This window comes from Streptomyces sp. NPDC033177, from assembly GCF_055577715.1.
This window is the reverse complement of the sequence record NZ_JBVIPS010000003.1, coordinates 692179-711950: the sequence shown is the minus strand read 5'-3', so window position 1 is coordinate 711950 and position 19772 is coordinate 692179. Positions and strand designations below refer to the sequence as shown.

Here is a 19772-nt window from a genome sequence, read left to right as displayed (position 1 = left end):
TGGTGGACGTCAGGAACACGGCGCACCGTGGCCTGTCGACGACCTCTCCGGTACCGGTGGCGGACCCGTTCACGCCGGATGGCAGGCTGGGCACCGCACCCGTACGGGAAGGTCGGCCCGAGCATCCATGGACAGCAGCACCGTCAGCACCACCAGCGCCTTGGAGCGTGCCGCAGGCCACCGGCGGCGGTTCGACGCTTCCTTCGAGAAGTACTTCGCCGAGCTCGCGGGTGACCTCAACGGCGCACAACTCGGCCGCTTCCCGCCTCGCTGTCTGGAACTTCTGGCGCAGTTGTCACTGCGTGGCGGCAAGCGGATCCGGACCACCCTGCTCTACGAGGCTGCCGCCCTGGTAACCCGGGACGAGATTCCGGGGCTCACGGAAGCCGCGCTGAGTCTCGAACTGCTCCACAGCCACGCGCTCATCCTCGACGACATCATGGACGACTCGCCGATGCGGCGTGGTGGCCCCTCGACGTACTACGCGTGCCGCGAAGATCTCCCCGACCACCCGCAGTCCGCACTGGGACTGGCCATGATGGCGGGGGATCTCGCCGGTTTCCTGGCGCTGCGCGTCCTGTTCGGCGCCGACCTGCCCGCCGACCGCAAGCAGGCCATGCTCGACGTCCAGCTCGGAGTGAGCACCGACACCGTCATCGGCCAGGTCCTCGACCTCGAACGCGACGTGAACCCCTCAGCCGGCGAAGGCGAGGAGGGCGAGGGCGACGAGGCGCTGCTGGAGACGGTGTGCGAGTACAAGACCTCGCGCTACACCATTCTTGCGCCCATGCGCCTTGGCCTGCTCGCCGCCGGCCAGGACCTGTCCGAACATGAGGAGAGCCTGCACCGCTACGCCCGGCTGGCCGGCCTCAGCGGCCAGATGCGCGACGACCACCTCGACCTCTTCGGCGACCCCGGCCTCACCGGCAAGCCCCGCGGCACCGACCTGCGGGCAGGCCGCCACACCTACCTGACCCGCGAACTCCTTGCCGCCACCGACGGCGCCGATCACGACACGGTCCGAGCCGCCCTCGCCGACCCCGACTGCACCCCGGAGATCATCGACCGCATCCGGGACATCGCCCTCCGCCACGACGTCCACACCCGTCTCCAGGCGGCCATCGACCGGCACGCCCACGCCGCGGCAGCCGAAGCCGCCTCCTGGCACCGGCACTGGAACGGCGAGGCCGTCGCCCTCTTCGAGCAACTGCCGCTGTGGAACACCCGCAGGACCCGGTGAGCGACACGCCGGCTACAGCATCCGCACCTCGCCCGCGGTCTCAGGAAGCTTGGCCCACCAGTGGTGGTATCTGCTGTAGACCGTCACCTCGCGCTCACCGAGAAGGGCCTTCAAGGACTGTGCCTCCGCAGCAAGTTGGTCCCAGGTATCCGGTGGCAGCGCGTGGAAGGCCGTGGCCTCGATGCCGTCGTCCAGCGGACGCCACACACCGGCGACATGACCGTCGACCAGCAACGTGGGCAGTACGTCGCCGTTGCGCCGGATGACCCATGGCCGGTAGGCCGGGGGTATCACCCGGCCGCGGTCTGAGTAGGCCAGCAGAACGCTGTCCCACATGGCCATGAGACGGGGAGGAGCAGGTGTTTCGGCGGGTGGCCGGGAGGCGCCCGGGATGTCGAAGAGTACGTCCCCGTCCGGTCCCTTGAGTTGCTCGACGGTGTCGCCCAGCGCGAGGAACGCCGCGCGGAGGGGCGCCCTCTGCACCATGGCGAACTGCGCCACGTCCGCGACCGACGCGGGCCCGAACCCCGCCAGATAGCGCAGGATCAAGGTCCGCAGCGCCTGCGGGTCCGTCGCCCGCCCCGTAGGGACGAATCCGTGCGGGGCCGCGACGAAGGACGGCCGGTGACCGAAGGACCAGGGATGCTCCGTCGGGGCGTGATGCAACGGCGCGTACGCCTTCAGTCCCCACCACGCTCCCTCCTTCTTCTCCGCGCCGAGGCGCTCTTCGACCCACGCCTGCATCTGTGCCGACGTCCGCGGCCGTTCGGCGAAGTCGAGGAGCTCCGGCACCAGTTCGTCGGCGTCGTCCGGGCTCAGCCCCGAAGCGGCGAAGCGGAAACCGAGCCGGGAGGCGTACAGCGTGGGCTGCAACGCGGCACGGAAGACGGGGTAGTCCTCGGCGTGTACGGCGTGCAGCGTGATCCGCATCAGGGTGGCCTTGACCAGCGAACGCTCACTGAACGCCGCGTCGAGGTCCGCCGCGGTGAAACCGGTGAGCCGGTTCCACAGGGCGACGTAAGGAGAGGCCGGCTGCTGCGCCTGGAGCGCGACCACGCGCCGCATGCCCTCCTGGACGGTCAATGGCTCACGTTCAAGGAGCAGTTGGCGGCTGAGGGTCGCCCGGTTCAGTTCGCGCGCGGTGATCGTCACGGTCAAGGATTCTGCCCTTCCCGCACTCCCGCGTCATACGCGCTCAGCGCGGCCCGCAGTGTCAGCAGATCGGTGTGCGCGGCGAGGTCGAGGCCCGTGAGGACGGCGATACGGCGCAGGCGGTAGTCGACGGTGTTGGGGTGCACGTGCAGGCGGGCCGCCGTCTCGCGGCGGTCCAGGTTCGACGTGAAGTACGTCCGCAGGGTCCCGGTCAGGTCCGGGCCGTCCGCCAACGGGGTCAGCAGCGCGGCCAGGAGCGCGCGGGCTGGGCTCGCGCGGGTGAGCTGGTAGTCGAGGAGCAGCGCGGTCAGGGGGTAGACGCCCGGTGGCCGACCGGTGCCCGTCGCGGTGTCGCGCAGCTCGGTGGCCAGGCGGACGGCGTGCGGGACGTCGGCCGGGGCGGATGCGGCGACACCCGCGACCAGGGGCACTCCGCTGGCGGTGATGAGGGATGCCGTCAGCTTCTCCAGGCGGGCCCGGTCGCCGTCGGCCGCCCGGTCCGGCGCAAGGTCGGAGGGGATGAGCGCGAGCCCCTCGTCGGCGGACAGACGGGAGAGGACGGGGTGCCCGAGGGCGCGGTCGAGCTCCGTACGCAGGCGTCTGATCTTGCGCCGGGAGGCCACGGTGGCGTCGACGTCCGCGCGGTCCTCGTCGGGGTGGCGGCCGATGGTGAAGGCGAGCACCAGATAGCACGGCGGCAGGCGTATCCCCAGCTGGGCGGAGTCCAGTTGCGGGCCTTCGCCGTCGAGCAGGGCGGACAGGACGGTGTGACGGGCCGCGTCGCGCTCCCCTATCAGCGACTGGCTCTCCTCCACGTATCCCGATGTGACGGCGGCCGTGATCTCCCGCAGGCAGTCGAGCAGCAGCCGGTGGGCCTCGATCAGGTCCTGCGGTTCGGCCCTCGCCGTCACCTCTTCCACGCAGATGCGGGCCCCGTAGTAGTAGGCGCTGACGACCGCCTCCACGGGGATGCGTTCCTCCGCGCGTCTGGCCGCCGAGCGGCGCACCGTCCCGAGGAACTCCGGGGGCGGCATGCGCTCGGTGCGCAGCACATCGGCGAAGACGCGGATCGTCATGGCGACGATGGCACGGACGTCCCCGTGCAGTTCCTCGGCGGGCAACCGCCCGTAGACCGGCAGGTCATCCGCGAGGCGCCGGGTGACGGTCGCGGCCAGCCCCGGTACGTCGGCGATCAGGAAGCGGCCCACGCTTTTGTCACCGGTCACAACTGACCCCTCGGAAAGTCTGGTTGCGCGCCTAGAACACCAAGGCGTCGATGGCCCGGATCATAAGGGCGTCCGTTACCCCCGGTACACCCCACTCAGGAGAGCCCGTGCGCCCCACACGTGCCCGTACCACCGCGGTCATGGCCGCCGCCCTGTCCGCCTGCGCCCTCGGCGTGTCTCCGGCCGGCGCGACGTCTTCGGCCGGCGCGACGTCTTCGGCCGGCGCGACGTCTTCGCAGGCCGAGGAGCCTTTGGAGTACGTCGCCATCGGCGATTCCTTCGCGGCGGGACCCCTCATCCCCGACCAGAGCCAGTGGTCCTGTCTGCGCTCCGCCCGGAACTACCCGGCCGTCGTCGCCGAGGCCCTGGGCGCGCGGCTCACCGACGTCAGCTGCTCGGGCGCGAAGGTCGGCGACTTCTCCGGCCGCCAGTTCGGCCTGCTGCCGCCCCAGTACAACGCCCTCAAGCCGAGCACCGACCTGGTGACACTGACCATCGGCGGCAACGACGTCAGCCTCGTCAGCACCGCGCTCGGCTGCGTCAATCTCCTGCCCAAGCCCGCCGGCATCTCCTGCTCCGACACCGCCGCGGCCAAGGGCGACCCCACGGCGAAGGCCATCGAGGCCTGGCGTGCCTCCTTCGGCCAGGCCCTCGACGAGGTCCACCGGCGCGCCCCGAACGCCCGCGTGGTCGTCGCCGGGTACGCCACCTACATCCGCAAGGACGGCTGCTGGCCCACCCAGCCCATCTGGGACAAGGACGGCAACTACCTCCAGGCACGGGTGAGCCAGCTCAACGGCGTGCTCGCCGAGCAGAGCAAGGCCCACGGAGCCACGTACGTCGACACCGCTGCCGTCAGCGCCGGGCACGACACCTGCGCCGCGCCGTCCGACCGCTACATCGAGGGCCTGATCCCCACCAGCGTCGCGGCGCCGCTGCACCCCAACGCCCGCGGCATGGCCGCCTTCGGTGAGGCCATCGCGAAAGCGGCGGCGCGCCCGTGACGGCCGGCACCCCGGGCCGGGAGACCCCCATGCCGATGAACCACCGCACGCGGCAGTCCGCCGCCGCATCGGCCTCCTCCGCAGTGCGGCGGTATGCCACCGTGCTGGCCGCGTCGCTCGTGCTGTCCCTCGGGCTCACCGGCCAAGGCCTGGCGCAGTCGGACGGCACCGGCCCGGCAACGGCCGCCCGCGCGTCCGGCAGCTGTCCTTCGGTCGGCGGCCACTGGGCCGACGAAGGACCCTTCGCCGTGACCAAGGAGCGCGCCGGGCTGAGTCACACCATCCTGCGCCCCACCGAGCTCGGCAGCCAGGACTGCGCCAAGCACCCGGTGATCATCTGGGGCAACGGTTCGTTCGTGACGCCGGTCATCTACGACGGACTCCTGAAACACCTCGCGTCGCATGGGTTCATCGTGGTCGCCGCGAACACCACGCAGGCGGGGACCGGCAACGCCATGCTCGACGGACTCGACGTACTGAAGAAGGCCGACGCCGACCCCCGGAGCCCGCACTACGGCAAGGTCGACCTGGACAAGGTCGGAGCGTCGGGGCACTCGCAGGGCGGCGGCGGAGCGATCAACGCCGGCGCGGACTCGCGCGTCGACGTGACCGTCCCCGTCGAGCCGGGCCCCCAGGGCCGGATCGGCGACCTCAAGGGACCCATGTTCATCCTGGGCGGTGAGCGCGACCTGGTGGTCGTCCCCGAGCTCCTGGTGATCCCCCGTTACAACAGCGCCGATCATGTCCCCGCCGTCTACGGCGAGTTGGCGGGTGCCTCGCATGTGACGCCCGCGGGAGACGGCGGCGGGTTCAGGGGCCCGATCACCGCCTGGTTCCGCTACTTCCTGATGGGCGACCAACAGGCGCGCGCCGAGTTCTTCGGCGCCGACTGCGGGGCCTGCTCCTCGCCGGTCTGGTCGGACTTCCGGCGCAACGCCAGGGCGATCGGTCACCAGGACGTGGGAGGTGGCAATAGCACTTGACCGCTGAGCCGGTTGTCCGGAGATACGGAGAACGTGATTGATCTTGGGTCTCCCCCACGAACCACACCCCTCCAAAGTCGCATAGCGTCGCACGCATGCAACTGAGGAGGAGTCGAAGGTGACCGAAGATCTGCCCAGCCGAAGCGACACGACACAAGGACAGCCGGCGCCCCACCTTCCGGCGATGCTCGCGGACCTCGAGGAACTGGTGGTCTGCGAGTCCTTCTCCTCCGACCTGGACGCGGTGGCACGCAGCGCGGACGTCGTGGCCGCACAGGGAACCCGCCACCTGGGCGTCCCGCCCGAACGCATCGTCGTCGACGGCGTCACGCACCTGCGGTGGATGTTCGGCACCCCCCGGGTGCTGCTGCTCGGTCACCACGACACGGTGTGGCCGATGGGCTCGCTGACCACGCACCCGTGGTCGGTGACCGACGGCGTCGCACGCGGTCCTGGGATCTTCGACATGAAGGCCGGGCTCGTGCAGATGTTCCACGCGCTGGCCTCGCTGCCCTCCCTGGAGGGAGTCTGCGTCCTGGTGACCGGCGACGAGGAGGTCGGTGCGGACGCGTCGAAGCCGCTGATCGAGGAGGTGGCGCGGCAGTGCGCGGCGACCTTCGTCCTTGAGGCCGCGGCCGACGGCGGCGCGCTGAAGACGGCCCGCAAGGGCACCTCCGCCTACGAGTTGGTGGTGCACGGCAAGGCGGCCCACTCCGGCCTTGAGCCGGAGAAGGGCATCAACGCGGCAGTGGAGGCGGCGCATCTGATCCTCGCCCTTGAGGGGCTGGCCGAGGAGATCAACGTCGGCGCCCCGCAGGACTGGTGCACCACCGTGGTCCCCACGGTGGTCGGCGCCGGCACGACGACCAACACGGTGCCCGCGGAAGCACGTGTCTCGGTGGACGTCCGGGTCCCGACACTCAGGGCGCAGGAGCGGGTGGACGCGGCGATGCGTGCGCTGAAGCCCACCGTGCCCGGAGCACGCCTCGACGTGCTCGGCGGCCCCAACCGGCCGCCGCTGGAGCTGACGTCCTCCGCCGAGCTGTTCGAGCGGGCCCATCGCCTCGGCGCGGAACTCGGACTTGAGCCGTTGTCGTCGGCGGCGGTCGGCGGAGCGTCCGACGGGAACTTCACCGCCGGGCTCGGCTGCCCCACCCTCGACGGCCTGGGGGCGGTGGGCGGTGGTGCGCACGCCGACCACGAGCATCTGATCGTCTCCGAGATGGCCCCCCGCGCCCGCCTGCTGGCGGCCCTCGTCGAAGAGGTCGCCCGGTGAGCGCCGGCAACGTGCACGAGCCACCCGCGACGCACGGCCTCGTCGTACGGGAACTGCATGATCTGAGTGAACTGGAGGGCGTGAACGCCCTCTTCGAGGAGATCTGGGGCAGCGCCCCCGGCGCCTCCCCGATGGGAGTCGAGCAGATGCGGGCGCTCTCCCACGCGGGCAACTACGTCGCCGGAGCCTTCGACGACGGCCACCTGGTCGGCGCGTCCGTCGCCTTCTTCGCGGCCCCGGTCGGCGAGACCCTGCACTCGCACGTCACCGGCGCCCTGCCCGGCCACCGGGCGGGCCTGGCCCTCAAGTGGCATCAGCGGGCGTGGGCCCTGGACCGTGGGCTGCGACGGATCACGTGGACCTACGACCCGTTGGTCCGGCGCAACGCCCACTTCAACCTGACCAAGCTGGGCGGACGGCCGGTGGAGTACCTCACCAGCTTCTACGGGCCGATGGACGACGTGATCAACGGCGGTGACGACACCGACCGGGCGCTCGTCGCCTGGGAGTTGAACGATGCCGCGGCGATCGCCGCAGCCACGTCACGCCCCGTACCAGTGACGGTTCCCCACGACGCCGCGACCGCGCTGTCCATGCGTGACGGCCTGCCCGTGATCGGCCGCGGTGTCGCCGAGACCCTGCTGGTCGAGGTTCCGCCGGACATCGAAGGGCTGCGTCGCACCGACCCCGGCGCGGCGAAGGCGTGGCGTCTCGCGATGCGCGACGTCCTCGGCGGCCTGCTTGCCGACGGAGCCCGCGTGACCGGCTTCCACGACCGCCGCTTCTACGTCGTCACGCGCGCCACCACCGCGTGACGCCCGAACCACTCCTCCAGGAGCCAAGCAGCATGAGCAACATGAAGATCAACGGAATTGAACTGCGCCGCATCGCGATGCCCCTGCGGGCGCCGTTCCGGACCTCATTCGGTGTCGAGACCGCACGCGACGTCCTGCTCGTCCGCGTGGTCACGCCCGACAGCGAGGGCTGGGGCGAGTGCGTCGCCATGTCGGAACCGCGCTACTGCTCCGAGTACGTCGACGGGGCGGCCGACGTGCTGCGCCGCTTCCTGATCCCGGCGTTGCCCGCCGTGGCGGACGCCCACGCGGTCAAGCGCGCCATGAAGCCCTTCAAGGGCCACAAGATGGCCAAGGCGGCACTGGAGACGGCCGTTCTCGACGCCCAACTGCGCGCCGGTGGACAGTCCTTCGGATCCTACCTCGGCGCCGAGCGCGAGCGCGTTCCGTGCGGTGTCTCGGTCGGCATCATGGACTCGATCCCCGAACTCCTCGACACCGTCGGCGGTTTCCTCGACGAAGGCTACGTACGCATCAAGCTCAAGATCGAGCCGGGCTGGGACATCGAGCCGGTCCGCGCGGTGCGGGAACGCTTCGGCGACGACCTGCTGCTCCAGGTGGACGCCAACGCCGCCTACACCCTGGCCGACGCACGTCAGCTCGCCAAGCTGGACGCCTTCGACCTCCTGCTCATCGAGCAGCCGCTGGCGGACGACGACCTGGTCCAGCACGCCGCGCTCGCCAAGCAACTGCGTACGCCGGTGTGCCTGGACGAGTCCATCGAGTCCGCCGAGGACGCCGCCGCGGCCATCACCCTGGGCGCGGGATCGATCATCAACGTCAAGCCGGGCCGGGTCGGCGGCTACCTGGAGGCCAAGGCCATCCACGACCTGTGCGTGGCCCACGGCGTCCCGGTGTGGTGCGGGGGCATGCTGGAGACCGGGCTCGGCCGCGCCGCCAACGTCGCGCTGGCCGCGCTGCCCGGCTTCACACTGCCCGGCGACACCTCCGGCTCCAGCCGCTACTTCGCCACGGACATCACCGAGCCCTTCGAACTGGCCGACGGCCATCTCGACGTGCCCACCGGACCGGGCCTCGGCGTCGAACCGCTCGACGAGATCCTCGAGCGGGTGACCACGGCCAAGGAATGGATCCAGCTGTAACGGCGCTAATGCATCAACCTCAGCTGGAGCATGAGCGCGAACCGCACCGACGGGTCCCGCAGGTCGATCTCCGCCACTTCGGCGACCCGGCGGATGCGGTAGCGGAAGGTGTTGGGGTGGACGAACACGCTCGCCGATGCGGCGATGACGTCGCCGAAGGCGTCCAGCCACGCGCGCAGCGTCTCGACGAGGTGTGAGCGGTGCCTGGTGTCGTACTCCACCAGCCGGGCCACCGGGCTCAGCAGCTCGTCCCCCTGCACCGCGGCCAGATCCCGCAGGTCGAGGAGCAGCGCGTCGATGTAGACGTCGCCGATCGACGCCACCCGACGGCGGCCCAGGTCGCTCGTCAGCACACGCAGCGCGCGGTCCGCCCTGGTGCGTGAGCGGCCCAGGGCGGACGGGTCGGTCGCCACCGAGCCGATGCCGATCACCACGCGCGACCGCTTGCCTGCCCGCTCCAGGAAGTTGGCCGCGATCTGCTCCGCACGCTCCCGGCCCGCCACCGGGTCCGCCGGCACCGGAACCACGGCGTAGGCCACGTCGCCGAGGAGCGCGAGCGCCGACCGTGGCTGCACCGCGTTGAGGTGGATGCCCAGGGCGCTGGTCAGCCGTTGGCGTTCCGCCGCGAGCTGAGCGTGATCGCCCTTCTCCCCGGCGAGGCCCATGGCCATCACCACCGTGGGTTCCTTCACCAGGCCGAGCCGGTCCAGGGCGTCCACCGCGCCCGTGCCCCCTTCGAGCACCGTGCTCACGAGGTCGGCCCGCAGCCGGTTCTGCGCGTCGGCGCCCGCCCGGTGACGCAGCAGGTGCAGGGCGACGAGCTTCGCCGCGTCCTGGAACGCCTGTTCACGGTCGGGGGTCAGCGGCTCCTCGACCGCGGCCCACACCGACCCCAGGAACTCGTCACCGGCACGCACCGCGACGGCGACCCGCGGGATGGCCGTCTCCCCCTGCTCGACCGTCGCCGGGGCGATGTGCACGGGGCGGTCGCTGCGGTAGAGCTCGCTGAAGACGCCCCGGCTCTCCAGGATGCGCAGATATCCGTCCGGCACCTGGCGGGCCAGGATCGTGGCGACGCGCGACTGGTCGGCCTCGTCCTGACGGCCCGAGAAGGCCAGGATGCGCTGACGGCGGTCCTCGATCGTGATCGGCGCGTCCAGCAGGGTCGCGACGGCGTTGGCCAGCGCGAACAGATCACCGGAAGGGACTCCCCCGAGCGACTCGACGCCCGCGTCACCGACGTCCCCTTCGGTGAGCAGCGTCCGCAGGAGTGCCGTCAGCTGCGACCACGAGGCGCCCTGCGTAAGGCTGATCAGGACCACCGACGAGGCCGCCGACGCCTCGGCCAGCGCCTCGTCCCGCTCCACCGGGCCGCGCACCACCAGGGCCGCCGCACCGTGCTCGCCCAACTCGCGCAGGAGCCGGGCGATCTCCTCGGCCCCGTAGACGCCGACGCCCAGCACGATGGCGCGCGGCGGGTAGGCGACCGCGTCCCCCGGGTCGTGGATGACGACCCCGCCGACCTCGTCGGCCGGCCCGGGGCTGCCGTGCACGAGATCGAGCAGGGCGGGGCTGAAGTCCTCGAGCACGCGGGCAAGACTGGTGCGAAGGTTCGCGGGCACGTCACTGATCACCACCTCAGGCTAAGTGGGTGACTGTCACTGACGTTCGCGCGGGGACACAAGGCGCTGCGATGTATGTATCGCGGCTCGGGAAGGGGCAGGTGAGCGGGAAACTGAAGGGGCAGGTGAGCGGGAAACTGACCGGCGCGCTCAGCGTCCGCGCAGAGCCTTCCAGTCGTCCTCGAGGATCGAGTACTGGACGATGTCGTGCCACACCCCGTCCACATGGCCGTAGTGGCGCAGTCGCCCCTCACGGACCATGCCGGCCTTCTCGATGGCCCGCTGCGCGGCGACGTTCGACGGCATGAAGCCCGACCAGACGCGGTGCAGGCCGAGCCGGTCGAAGCCCAGGACGCCCAGCAGGAAGCCGATCTCGACGCTGTGGCCCACGCTGACCCGGTCGGCACGCAGGGCCAGGCCCACCTCCGCGCTGCGGTAGCCGACGCGGACCATCCCGCCCTCGCCCGACTGGTCCTCGACGATCAGCTTCGCCGAGCCAATCAGCTCGCCCGTGGCGATCTCGCTGACGGCCAGGCGGTAGTGCGTGCGGGGAGTGCGGCGGGCGCCCGCCCTGGCCTGCTCGACCAGCGCCGCGGCGTCGGCGTGCCGGAAGGGCGGCATACCGAACTCCCGGGTCGTGCGGGGGTCGCCGAAGATGCCGAGCACGGCCTCGACGTCGCCGGGCAGGAACTCCCGCAGGCGCAGTGTGCTGCCTTCCACGAGAACCGCACGCTGCTCCGGCACCGGCGGCGGCCGCTCCTCGACCCGCGCCTGGGGTGATGGTCGCGGAGGCCACAGGTGGGCCTGCTCCCGCGCGGCTTCCAGGCGTTCGGTCATCGGTTGACTCCTTGGGGCTGATTCGTCGGGCCGAACGACACGCGCGTGACCCAGAGTGGTTTTCGCGTACGGATTGCAGGAAGGAAGTTGGCCAGCGGCAGGAGCCATCCGCAGAGGAAACCCCGGCCCCGGGGTTCGCGGACCGCCTGCACGGCGGTGATGTTCGGGTGGACCGTGCGCAGCTTGCGCTGTTCCGTCGGTGTCATTCCCCAGACCATGGGCGGCGGGCGGTATCCGGCGGGGTACTTCCAGCGGCCGCGTTCGGTGCGGGCCGCCATCCAGGCGGGCGGGGTGTCGAACACCAGCTCCGCGCCGGGGAATCGGGCGGCGCAGGCCTCGATGAGCCGGTGCACCACATCGCGCGGGAGGTACATCAACATCCCCTGGGCGATGATCAACACCCCGCGCGATGCGTCCACTTCGTCCATCCACCGGGTGTCGGTGGCCGAACAGGGCAGTGTGCGGTGGCGTGGCTCGTCCGGCAGCAGTCGTTGGCGCAGCTCCGCGACCTCGGGCAGGTCCACGCCCAGCCAGCGCACCCTGCCGTTGTCCACCCGCCAGAACTGTGTCTCCAGACCCTCCCCGAGCGAGACGACCGTGCCGTCCGGGTGGTCCCTGAGGAAACGTCCCACCTCACGGTCATAACAGCGTGCCCGTACGGCCATTCCCTGCGCGTAGCCCCAGTTGCCGGTGCCGAAGCGCCCCTCGAAGGGGTAGTCGACGGCGTCGATCACCTCGATCGCCTTCGGGTCCCGCAGTGCCGAGCCAGGGTCCTTCGCGGCCAGAGCGCGGTGGTGCAACGTCCATAGCGTCGTCTCGGCGACGCCATCCAACTCGGCCTTCCGCTTCTGTCCGTTCATCCGGCGATGGTCACAACACTGTCGGCGCCCCAGCAAGGAGCGTCACTCCTGCGAGCAGATAGATCACTCCTTCAGTTGGGATTTTCGGAATGCGGACCCTTTGCCGACCTCGAGTCCGCCACGGAGGCACCAAGTTGACCCCCGACGACTTGCGAACAGGGCATACGATGCTGCTCATGACGCAAGACAATGGCGAGATGGACAGCCTGGTGCGCAAGCGGATCCGTGCCCTGCGGGTGGCGCAGGGCTGGTCCCTGGAGGAACTGGCCACCCGCGCCTCGGTCAGCCAGTCCACGCTCAGCCGCATCGAGAACGGTCAGCGCCGCCTGGCCCTGGACCAGCTCGTCACCCTCGCCCGTGCCCTGGACACCTCCCTGGACCAACTCGTCGAGACCGCCACCGACGACGTCATCGCCAGCCCGACCATCGACGCCGCCCACGGGCAGATGCGCTGGCCGATCAAGGCGGAACCCGGCATGAGCGTCGTACGCCAGCGGATGACGAACCCGCCGCCCGACAACCCGGCACGCATGCGCGCACACCCCGGCCGCGAATGGCTCGTCGTGCTGTCCGGCACGGCGGTCCTGCTGCTGGGCAACCGGCGCCTCCGCATCGAGACCAACCAGGCCGCGGAGTTCCCCACGATGCTTCCGCACGCGATCGGCGCCGAGGGCGGACCGTGCGAGATCCTGGGCATCTTCGACCGCGACGCCCGCCGAGGTCATCAACGCGCGGAAAAGGCGGACGAGACCGTCAAGGGCGACGGCGAGCACTCCGGTCTGTGACGCTCCGGCCTGATGCGGGACGCGAGGAGGCAGCCGATTGCGCGGACGGCAGCGCCGCGCGCCATCTTCTTGCGCATTCCGGGATACTTGCTGCCCCCAACGCATGAGCGTCCTAGCGTCGGGGGCATGAACCATTCTCCCTCGCACGCAAGCCACCACGGCGCCGACCATCACCCCCAGCACGCACCGGACACCGAAAGCCAGGCCGAGATCCTCGATCTGGACGCGGAGGTGCTCGCCGAGCACATCGCGTCCATCACCGCATGGTTGCCCGTCGAGAAGGCGCCGCGGCACATCGTGGACCTGGGGTGCGGTACCGGTGCGGGCACCTTCGCTCTGCTGGCCCGCTTTCCCGAGGCGGAGGTGACCGCCGTCGACGCGTCGGCCGAGCACCTGCACCGCCTGCGAGCGAAGGCGGACGAGCTGGGGATGGCCGACCGGGTGCGCACGGTGGCGGCCGATCTCGACGCGGACTGGCCCGCCCTCGGCCGGCCCGAGCTGGTGTGGGCGTCGGCGTCGATGCACCACATGGCCGACCCCGACCGCGCCCTGAAAATGGCCCACGACCTGCTCGCGCCCGGCGGCCTGTTCGCCGTCGTCGAGCTGGCCGGCTTCCCGCGCTTCCTGCCCGCCGACGCTCCGGCGGACCGGCCCGGCCTCGAAGAGCGCTGCCACGCCTCACTCGATGATCAAGCAGCCGAGCACGTGCCGCACCGCGGCGCGGACTGGGGCCCCAAGCTGACGGCCGCCGGGTTCACCGTCGAGGGCGAGCGCACGATCAGCGTGCACGTCGACGGCTCCCGCAGCCCGGCGGTCGGCCGGTACGCGCTGAGCAGCCTGAAGCGTCTGCGGGCCGGCGCCCAGGCGCTGACCGCCGAGGACCTCGCCGCCCTCGACCAACTGCTCGACACCGAGAGCCCGGCCTGCGTCCTGCGCCGCGGCGACCTCGCGCTGCGCACCGAGCGCGCCGTCTGGTCCGCACGCCGCGCGTGAGCCGAGCACCCGCATGAAAAGGGGTGGGCCCGTCACGTGCGAACGGAGACGGGCCCACCCAACAGCGTCCTCGGGAACGCCTTCGGCCACCGTACGATCACTCGCGCCCCCGCGCCCGCTGGGCAGGCCACTGGGGAGGGCTGGTGGCCTGCGGACGGTGAGTTCACCGCCCTTCGATGTCTCGGGCCGCGCCCCTCCGTGCCTCAGCCCACCGGCACGGGTGCTTCTCCGGTCGGACCGCTGTCCTCGGACGACTCCCCTTCCGGGCCCAGCGGACGCCCCTCCCACACCAGGGCCTGCCAGCCCTCGTCGGGTGAGCCGTCGAGAATCACCACGCCCGTGTTGGCCAGCGGGTGATTCGCCGCGTACTCCACGTCGACGTTGACGGCCCGGGCCGCCACCCACGTACGGATCACGGCTCCGTGGCTGACCAGCGCCACCGTCTCGGCTCCCGTCGCGGCAGCCTCCGCGACGACGGCGTCGAAGCGTCCCAGCGCCTCACGGCCGTTCTCGCCGCCGGGCATCCGGCGCTCGAGGTCGCCCCCTGACCAGGCGAAGGCGGTCGACATGTAGACGGCGGCGGCCTCCTGGTCACCCCGCATCTCCAGGTCCCCGGCGGACAGCTCCCGGATGCCGTCCCTGATCTGCGGCTCAAGGCCCGTCGCGGCGGCGAGCGGCGCGGCCGTCACCTGGGTGCGCAGCAGCGTGGAGACGTACAGGGCGTCGATCTTCTCCGCCGCCAACGCCTCCGGCAGCGCGGCCGCCTGGTCCTGCCCCAGCGGCGTCAGCGCCGGGCCCGGGACCCCGGTGTCCAGGAGGTGCTTGAGGTTGGACGGGGTCTGGCCATGGCGTATGAGCAGCAGGCGCATGCGGGGACTACCTTCCCTGGGCGGCGACGGAACAAGCTCTTCCACTCTGCCACCGAAATCCGGCATCACGGCACCACGGCATCGCGCTCGTCCTACGCCGTCCGGGCGGGCCTGATCACACCCTCCCGGACGGCTCGGCCGAGCCGCGAGGCGATACCTATGCGCGAGCGATGCGGTAGACGCTGCCGCCGATGTCCAGCACGTACAGCTCGCCGTTGCCTCCTTGCACGAACGAGACGACCTCCCCTGCGCTGACTCCGAGGTCGCTCACGCCGGTCACCTTGCCGTTCTGCATCCGCAGAGAGCGGATGGTGCCGTCGCAGTAGTCACTGAACACGTACTCGCCCCTGAGTTCCGGGATGGCCTTGCCCCGGTAGACGTACCCACCGGTGACCGAGCAGCCCAGGCCGGTGCGGTCGTACTCGTGGACCGGCGGCACGTGGTTGGCGGGCTCCGTGCCGCCCCGGAAGGGGTGGGTGCCCTCCATCTGGGACCAGCCGTAGTTCTCGCCGCCCTTGCTGTTCGCCGGCGCCCAGTCGATCTCCTCCCACGCGCTCTGGCCGACGTCACCGATCAGCAGGTCGCCCGTGCCGGCGTCGAAGGAGAACCGCCAGGGGTTGCGCAGCCCGTACGCCCAGATCTCGCCCCTCGCCTTCGGGTCGTCGACGAACGGGTTGTCCCGCGGGATCGCGTACGGCTCACCGCCTCTCGGGTCGATGCGCAGCAGCTTGCCGAGCAGGGTGTCGAGGTTCTGGCCGTTGCCGTGCGGGTCGCCGCCCGCGCCACCGTCGCCGAACGCGATGTACAGGTAACCGTCGGGGCCGATCTTGATGTCACCGCCGTTGTGGTTCGGGTAGGGCTGTGGCTGTGTGAGGACGGTGCGTCGGGTGTCGGGCCGTATCTTTCCGTGCCGCACGGCGAACTCGTCCACCGTGCTGGTGCCTTCGAGGTTCGTGTACGAGATGTAGAAGTGCGCGAACTTCTTGTCGAACGCGATGCCCAGCAGGCCGCGTTCGCCGTCGGTGGTCGTCTCCTTGGAGATGTCGAGGACGGGCTTTCCCAGCCCCTTGCGGTCCAAGATCCGTACGGTGCCCGCGCGTTCCGCAAGCCAGACCGTGCCGCCGGGTCCGGCGGTGCCCGCGGTCGGGTTCGTGGCCGTGGTCACTTTCTCGAGCGCGACCGTGGGGGCCTGTGGTGGGGTGGGTTCGTCGGCGGATGCGTCGGCCAAGGCGAGGGAGGCGACGAGGCAGAGGGTGCCGATGATCGCCGAGCTTCTGGTGCGAACTTTCACCGTGATCCTCCTGGAGGCGGCGAAGGGGGAGGTCACCCGGCTGCTGAGGGCAGAGTTCGGAGGGTGTTCGCCCGCGCCAGCACGCAACCTGGGTGGGGGGCGGTGTGCCACTGGCACGCATGAGGATACTGGGGCCGCGGTTGCTGGTATAGACCAAGAAGTAGCCTTCTGGAAGCGGATGTTGAAGGCTGAGTCGAAGAGGAGGGAAACTCTTCTGTGCCGTCTTGCGCACTGCTCCGCTAACATGATCGAACTCACGACGAGTGCCCTGATCGACCGTACTTCACCAGGAAACAACGTCATTCAGCACGAAGAGTGACTTATTACCCACAACTAACAAAACGGCCAAAACAATTGATATCTAGAGACTCGCGAGACTCTTCGCGCATCGATTACCGGGCAGTGCTCGCGGCATGGCGCCGGCCCCGCGCGATGGCGTGGACCGCGGCGGCCGTGGTGGCCCTCGGGTTCCTCGTCGCGCTGGAGATCGCCGCGCGCCACTACGGCGTGGCCGGACCGATCACCAACCAGGCGCGCGAAGTGATCTTCGCCCCCAAGTCAGGGCCGCTGCTGTACGCGGGCATGGCGTTGATGATGGTCGTGTTCACCTGGCGTCAGCGGTTCATCGCGCTGGGTGTGGCGGTCGGCATCGACGTCGTCTTCTTCCTGGTGCGATGGGCAGTCGACGCCAAGATGATGTTCGGCAACGGCGCGTTGTGGGTGATCTTGGGCTGTGCGGTGATCGCCTTCACCCGCCGCACCGGCCAGGAACGTGTCCTGCTCCTGAAGGGCATCGGTCTCAGCCTGCTCCTCGTGGCCGGCCGCAAGACGGGCGACACCTGGCTCCTCATCACGTCGAAGACCCGCCCCGCGGTGCTCGACCAGTACGTGGCCACCGCGGACCACGCCCTGGGCAACCCCTCGTGGCTGGTGGGCCGGATGGTCTCGGCCACCGGATCCGTCGGCGCCCATGTGCTCGACTACGTCTACATCCAGCTCGCGGTGGCCGCGGTCATCGTCGCGCTGTACCAACTGCGCAACGTGTCGGTCGAGCGTCGCTTCCCGGCCCACCACCTGGTGCGTACGTTCCTGGTCATCGGCCTGCTCGGACCAGCCATTTACATGATCTTCCCGGTGGTCGGGCCGATCTTCACCTACGGCGACGGCGCCTTCGGCACCGGTGGCGAGCAATGGGCCCTGGCCAATCTGTGGCCGCACACGCCGCCGCCGCTCGCCACCCCGGAATCGATGCCGTTCGACGAGATCACCCCGCGCAACTGCATGCCCAGTCTGCACACGGCGTGGGCGACCACGATCTTCATCCATTCCCGCCAGGGCCCCCGGGCACTGCGCTACGCGGGTGTCTTCTGGCTGCTCGCCACGCTCGGCGCGACGCTTGGATTCGGCTACCACTACGGCGTGGACATCATCGCCGGCGTGGTGTTCGCGTTCACGATCGACGCGGCGCTCCGCTCACTCGCCCGTGGCTGGGACCGGGCGGGAATCCAGCTCGTTGCGTACGGCACGACGGTATTCGCGCTGCTCCTGGTGTCCTATCGCTTTCTGCCGATGCAGATGGCCAGGCACCCGTGGATATTCGGTCCGCTTCTCGTTCTGGCAATGATCTCGGTGGTCCAGGGTTATGTGCGGACCACCAAGTTGTGGGAGCCGAAGGTCGTGCCGGCGCAGCAACCGGAACCCCAGCCCGAACCGGTCTGAGTCGGACGGCGGACTGATGTCGGCGGGTCCTGGGCCGGGCGCGGTCAGCGGCCGGTGGACCCGTCGATTTGTTCGCGGAGGATGTCGGCGTGACCGGCGTGCCTGCCGGTCTCCTCGATCATGTGCACCAGGGCCCATCGCATGGACGGCGCCGCTCCTCGGCGCCGGGCTCGTGGGGCGGGCCCCGCCAGGTCCGGGCAGGCGTCGATGACCTGGTTCGCCCGTTCGACCGTCTCCCGGTAGTCGGCGAGCAGGCCATCGACGGAGTCCTGAGCCGATGGCCGCAGCGTCGCGGGCCAGTCGCCGGAATCCTCCCCGAGGAAGTAGAAGCGTTCGACGCACGCCAGGTGCTTGAGCAGCCCGAGCAGGCTGGTGCCCGAGGGCACTCCGGCCGTCCGCACCTGCGGTTCCGGCACACCCGCGACCTTGTCAGCGACCGAGTTCCGCAGATGGTCGAGGGCTCCTCTCAGGGTGTCCCTCTCGTTTCCGGTCATCGGGTCACTCCGTCCCGACGTGCTGTGCCGGGGACGTGCTGTACGAGCAGCACGTTGTCGATGACGGTGGCGCTCTCACCGGCGGGTCCGGTGGCCCTGCGCTCCGGCATGTCGGCGCGCAGGACGGACCAGCGCGCCGGATCGAGAGCGAGTTCGGCGGCGATCTCGGCGGGGGTGGGGTGGTGGATGTCGGGGTCCTGGTTCCAGGACCAGGGCGCGGTGGAACCGTGATCGACGATCAGCAGGAGCCCACCCGGCCGCAGGGCACTCGCGGCGGTGCGCAGGACCCGGGCGCGGGGCAGCTGGAGCGGGGTGTGGAAGTACTGGGCGGAGACGAGGTCGAACCGCCCGGCCGGGAAGCTTTCGGCCAGGTCGTGCTGCTCAACGGTGACCCGGCCCGCGACGCCGAGCTCCCCGGCCCGTTCCCGTACTCGTTCGACGGCGGTGGTGGAGATGTCCACGGCGGTGACCTGCCAGCCCTGCCGGGCGAGCCAGAGGGCGTCACCGCCCGCGCCGCAGCCCAGATCCAGGGCGGTGCCGGGAGTCAGTGAGGAGACGGTCTCGGCGAGCAGCGGGTTGACGCGTGTCGCCCCGGGGCGCCGGGAGCGGTAGTGCCGCTCCCAGAAGACTTCGGCGTTTTCGTCCGCCGCGCCTTGCTCCTGGGCGCCCCCGGCGGTCGTGTCAGCCACGGCCCGGCGGTCTTCGGTGGAATCCATCTCGGTCCCCTTCTTCGGCCGACGTCGCCGAGCGCGATGCGATGTGCGCCCTGACGCCGGTGGTGTACCGACAGCATCGGCACCGCCGTTCCACCCTTGCAAGAAAAGTTGCGGATCCGCATGATCGGGGCATGGACACCACGGACAGCGGGAGCAACCCCGCGGAAGACGTCTTGGCCGGGGTCGGGCCGCGGCTGCGGGCCCTGCGCCAGGCACGGGGCGCCACACTGGCGGCACTGGCGGAGGAGACCGGCCTCACGGCGAGCACCTTGTCCCGCTTGGAGAACGGCAAGCTGCGCCCCACCCTGGAGCAGCTGCTGCCCCTCGCGCGGGCGCACGGCGTCCCGCTCGACGATCTCGTCGCGGCACCACCCACCGGCGACCCCCGCGTCCATCTGCGGCCGGTGCGGCACTCCGGGCTCGTGATGGTGCCGCTGACCAGACGGGCCGGAGGCATCCAGGCGTACAAGGTGATCTACCCGCCCGCGGGCCGGGCGCCCACCTCGAACCTCCAGACCCACGAGGGGTACGAGTGGTTCTACGTCCTCAACGGGAGCGTCAGATTCGTGCTCGGCGAGCAGGAGTTCCAGCTCGGCGAGGGCGAGGCCGCGGAGTTCGACACCCGCGTACCGCACTGGATCGGCAGTGCCGACAGCCGGCCCGCGGAGCTGCTCGCCCTGTTCGGCCCGCAGGGAGAGCGCGCGCATCTGGCACCGTCAAGCCACTGACCGAAGCGGCCCCGCGGACT

19 protein-coding genes are annotated in these 19772 nt (G+C 70.6%); 10 read left to right on the top strand and 9 right to left on the bottom strand.

Annotated elements, in window-relative coordinates:
- Positions 1–127: 127 nt before the first annotated feature.
- Positions 128–1240 (top strand): polyprenyl synthetase family protein, encoded by a 1113-nt coding sequence (locus tag ACZ5U5_RS14490; RefSeq protein ID WP_469020706.1) that lies wholly within the window; start codon positions 128–130, stop codon positions 1238–1240.
- 12 nt (positions 1241–1252) lie between these two features.
- On the opposite strand, the gene ACZ5U5_RS14485 is transcribed toward ACZ5U5_RS14490, so the two are convergent.
- Together ACZ5U5_RS14485 and ACZ5U5_RS14480 are read right to left on the bottom strand one after the other, a co-directional pair.
- Positions 1253–2392 carry a winged helix DNA-binding domain-containing protein gene (locus tag ACZ5U5_RS14485; protein ID WP_469020703.1) on the bottom strand — a complete coding sequence of 380 codons (1140 nt, stop codon included), beginning with the start codon at positions 2390–2392 and terminating at the stop codon, positions 1253–1255.
- Positions 2393–2394: 2 nt separating this feature from the next.
- The gene (locus ACZ5U5_RS14480) at positions 2395–3618 is read right to left on the bottom strand and encodes a PucR family transcriptional regulator (protein WP_469020701.1); all 1224 of its coding nucleotides are present in this window, start codon (positions 3616–3618) and stop codon (positions 2395–2397) included.
- 107 nt (positions 3619–3725) lie between these two features.
- Here ACZ5U5_RS14480 and ACZ5U5_RS14475 point away from each other — a divergent pair, with 107 nt between their 5' ends.
- The 5 genes from ACZ5U5_RS14475 (at position 3726) to menC (ending at position 8838) form a co-directional block, all read left to right on the top strand.
- Positions 3726–4622 (top strand): SGNH/GDSL hydrolase family protein, encoded by an 897-nt coding sequence (locus ACZ5U5_RS14475; protein WP_469020698.1) that lies wholly within the window; start codon positions 3726–3728, stop codon positions 4620–4622.
- A 29-nt stretch (positions 4623–4651) separates the two neighbouring features.
- Positions 4652–5605: a poly(ethylene terephthalate) hydrolase family protein gene (locus ACZ5U5_RS14470; protein WP_469020695.1), complete on the top strand. Its 954-nt coding sequence runs from the start codon at positions 4652–4654 to the stop codon at positions 5603–5605.
- A gap of 184 nt (positions 5606–5789) precedes the next feature.
- On the top strand, positions 5790–6881 hold the full coding sequence (locus ACZ5U5_RS14465; RefSeq protein WP_469020899.1) for a M20 family metallopeptidase: 1092 nt from the start codon (positions 5790–5792) through the stop codon (positions 6879–6881).
- The gene (locus ACZ5U5_RS14460; RefSeq protein WP_469020692.1) at positions 6878–7696 is read left to right on the top strand and encodes a GNAT family N-acetyltransferase; all 819 of its coding nucleotides are present in this window, start codon (positions 6878–6880) and stop codon (positions 7694–7696) included. Before ACZ5U5_RS14465 ends, ACZ5U5_RS14460 begins: the two co-directional genes overlap by 4 nt.
- A gap of 41 nt (positions 7697–7737) precedes the next feature.
- Positions 7738–8838: an o-succinylbenzoate synthase gene (gene menC, locus ACZ5U5_RS14455; protein ID WP_469020896.1), complete on the top strand. Its 1101-nt coding sequence runs from the start codon at positions 7738–7740 to the stop codon at positions 8836–8838.
- A 5-nt stretch (positions 8839–8843) separates the two neighbouring features.
- On the opposite strand, the gene ACZ5U5_RS14450 is transcribed toward menC, so the two are convergent.
- The 3 genes from ACZ5U5_RS14450 to ACZ5U5_RS14440 form a co-directional block, all read right to left on the bottom strand.
- Positions 8844–10472 carry a PucR family transcriptional regulator gene (locus tag ACZ5U5_RS14450; RefSeq protein WP_469020689.1) on the bottom strand — a complete coding sequence of 543 codons (1629 nt, stop codon included), beginning with the start codon at positions 10470–10472 and terminating at the stop codon, positions 8844–8846.
- Positions 10473–10610: 138 nt separating this feature from the next.
- Positions 10611–11297, bottom strand: coding sequence for a GNAT family N-acetyltransferase (locus tag ACZ5U5_RS14445; RefSeq protein WP_469020686.1), 687 nt, complete (start codon positions 11295–11297; stop codon positions 10611–10613).
- Entirely contained in the window at positions 11294–12157 is an 864-nt protein-coding gene (locus tag ACZ5U5_RS14440; protein WP_469020683.1) for a class I SAM-dependent methyltransferase, read from the bottom strand. The genes ACZ5U5_RS14445 and ACZ5U5_RS14440 overlap by 4 nt, the downstream gene beginning before the upstream one ends.
- Positions 12158–12333: 176 nt before the next feature.
- Between ACZ5U5_RS14440 and ACZ5U5_RS14435 the strand changes: the two genes are divergently transcribed.
- Positions 12334–12942, top strand: coding sequence for a helix-turn-helix domain-containing protein (locus tag ACZ5U5_RS14435; protein WP_469020681.1), 609 nt, complete (start codon positions 12334–12336; stop codon positions 12940–12942).
- Between the two features lie 126 nt (positions 12943–13068).
- Positions 13069–13935: a class I SAM-dependent methyltransferase gene (locus tag ACZ5U5_RS14430; RefSeq protein ID WP_469020678.1), complete on the top strand. Its 867-nt coding sequence runs from the start codon at positions 13069–13071 to the stop codon at positions 13933–13935.
- Between the two features lie 203 nt (positions 13936–14138).
- Here the strand turns inward: ACZ5U5_RS14430 and ACZ5U5_RS14425 are convergent, their stop codons facing one another.
- Both ACZ5U5_RS14425 and ACZ5U5_RS14420 read right to left on the bottom strand, forming a co-directional pair.
- Positions 14139–14804: a histidine phosphatase family protein gene (locus tag ACZ5U5_RS14425; RefSeq protein ID WP_469020675.1), complete on the bottom strand. Its 666-nt coding sequence runs from the start codon at positions 14802–14804 to the stop codon at positions 14139–14141.
- Positions 14805–14961: 157 nt separating this feature from the next.
- Positions 14962–16095 (bottom strand): PQQ-dependent sugar dehydrogenase, encoded by a 1134-nt coding sequence (locus ACZ5U5_RS14420; RefSeq protein ID WP_469020672.1) that lies wholly within the window; start codon positions 16093–16095, stop codon positions 14962–14964.
- Positions 16096–16527: 432 nt separating this feature from the next.
- On the opposite strand from ACZ5U5_RS14420, the gene ACZ5U5_RS14415 reads away from it, so the two are divergent.
- A complete protein-coding gene (locus tag ACZ5U5_RS14415; protein ID WP_469020670.1) occupies positions 16528–17814 on the top strand; it encodes a phosphatase PAP2 family protein in 1287 nt (428 codons plus the stop codon).
- A gap of 44 nt (positions 17815–17858) precedes the next feature.
- Here the strand turns inward: ACZ5U5_RS14415 and ACZ5U5_RS14410 are convergent, their stop codons facing one another.
- Together ACZ5U5_RS14410 and ACZ5U5_RS14405 are read right to left on the bottom strand one after the other, a co-directional pair.
- Positions 17859–18308, bottom strand: a complete 450-nt coding sequence (locus ACZ5U5_RS14410; RefSeq protein WP_469020667.1) for a DinB family protein — start codon at positions 18306–18308, stop codon at positions 17859–17861.
- Positions 18305–19024 carry an SAM-dependent methyltransferase gene (locus ACZ5U5_RS14405; RefSeq protein WP_469020664.1) on the bottom strand — a complete coding sequence of 240 codons (720 nt, stop codon included), beginning with the start codon at positions 19022–19024 and terminating at the stop codon, positions 18305–18307. Before ACZ5U5_RS14405 ends, ACZ5U5_RS14410 begins: the two co-directional genes overlap by 4 nt.
- A 131-nt stretch (positions 19025–19155) precedes the next feature.
- Here ACZ5U5_RS14405 and ACZ5U5_RS14400 point away from each other — a divergent pair, with 131 nt between their 5' ends.
- Positions 19156–19752 (top strand): helix-turn-helix domain-containing protein, encoded by a 597-nt coding sequence (locus ACZ5U5_RS14400; RefSeq protein WP_469020659.1) that lies wholly within the window; start codon positions 19156–19158, stop codon positions 19750–19752.
- The last annotated feature ends 20 nt before the right edge of the window (positions 19753–19772 follow it).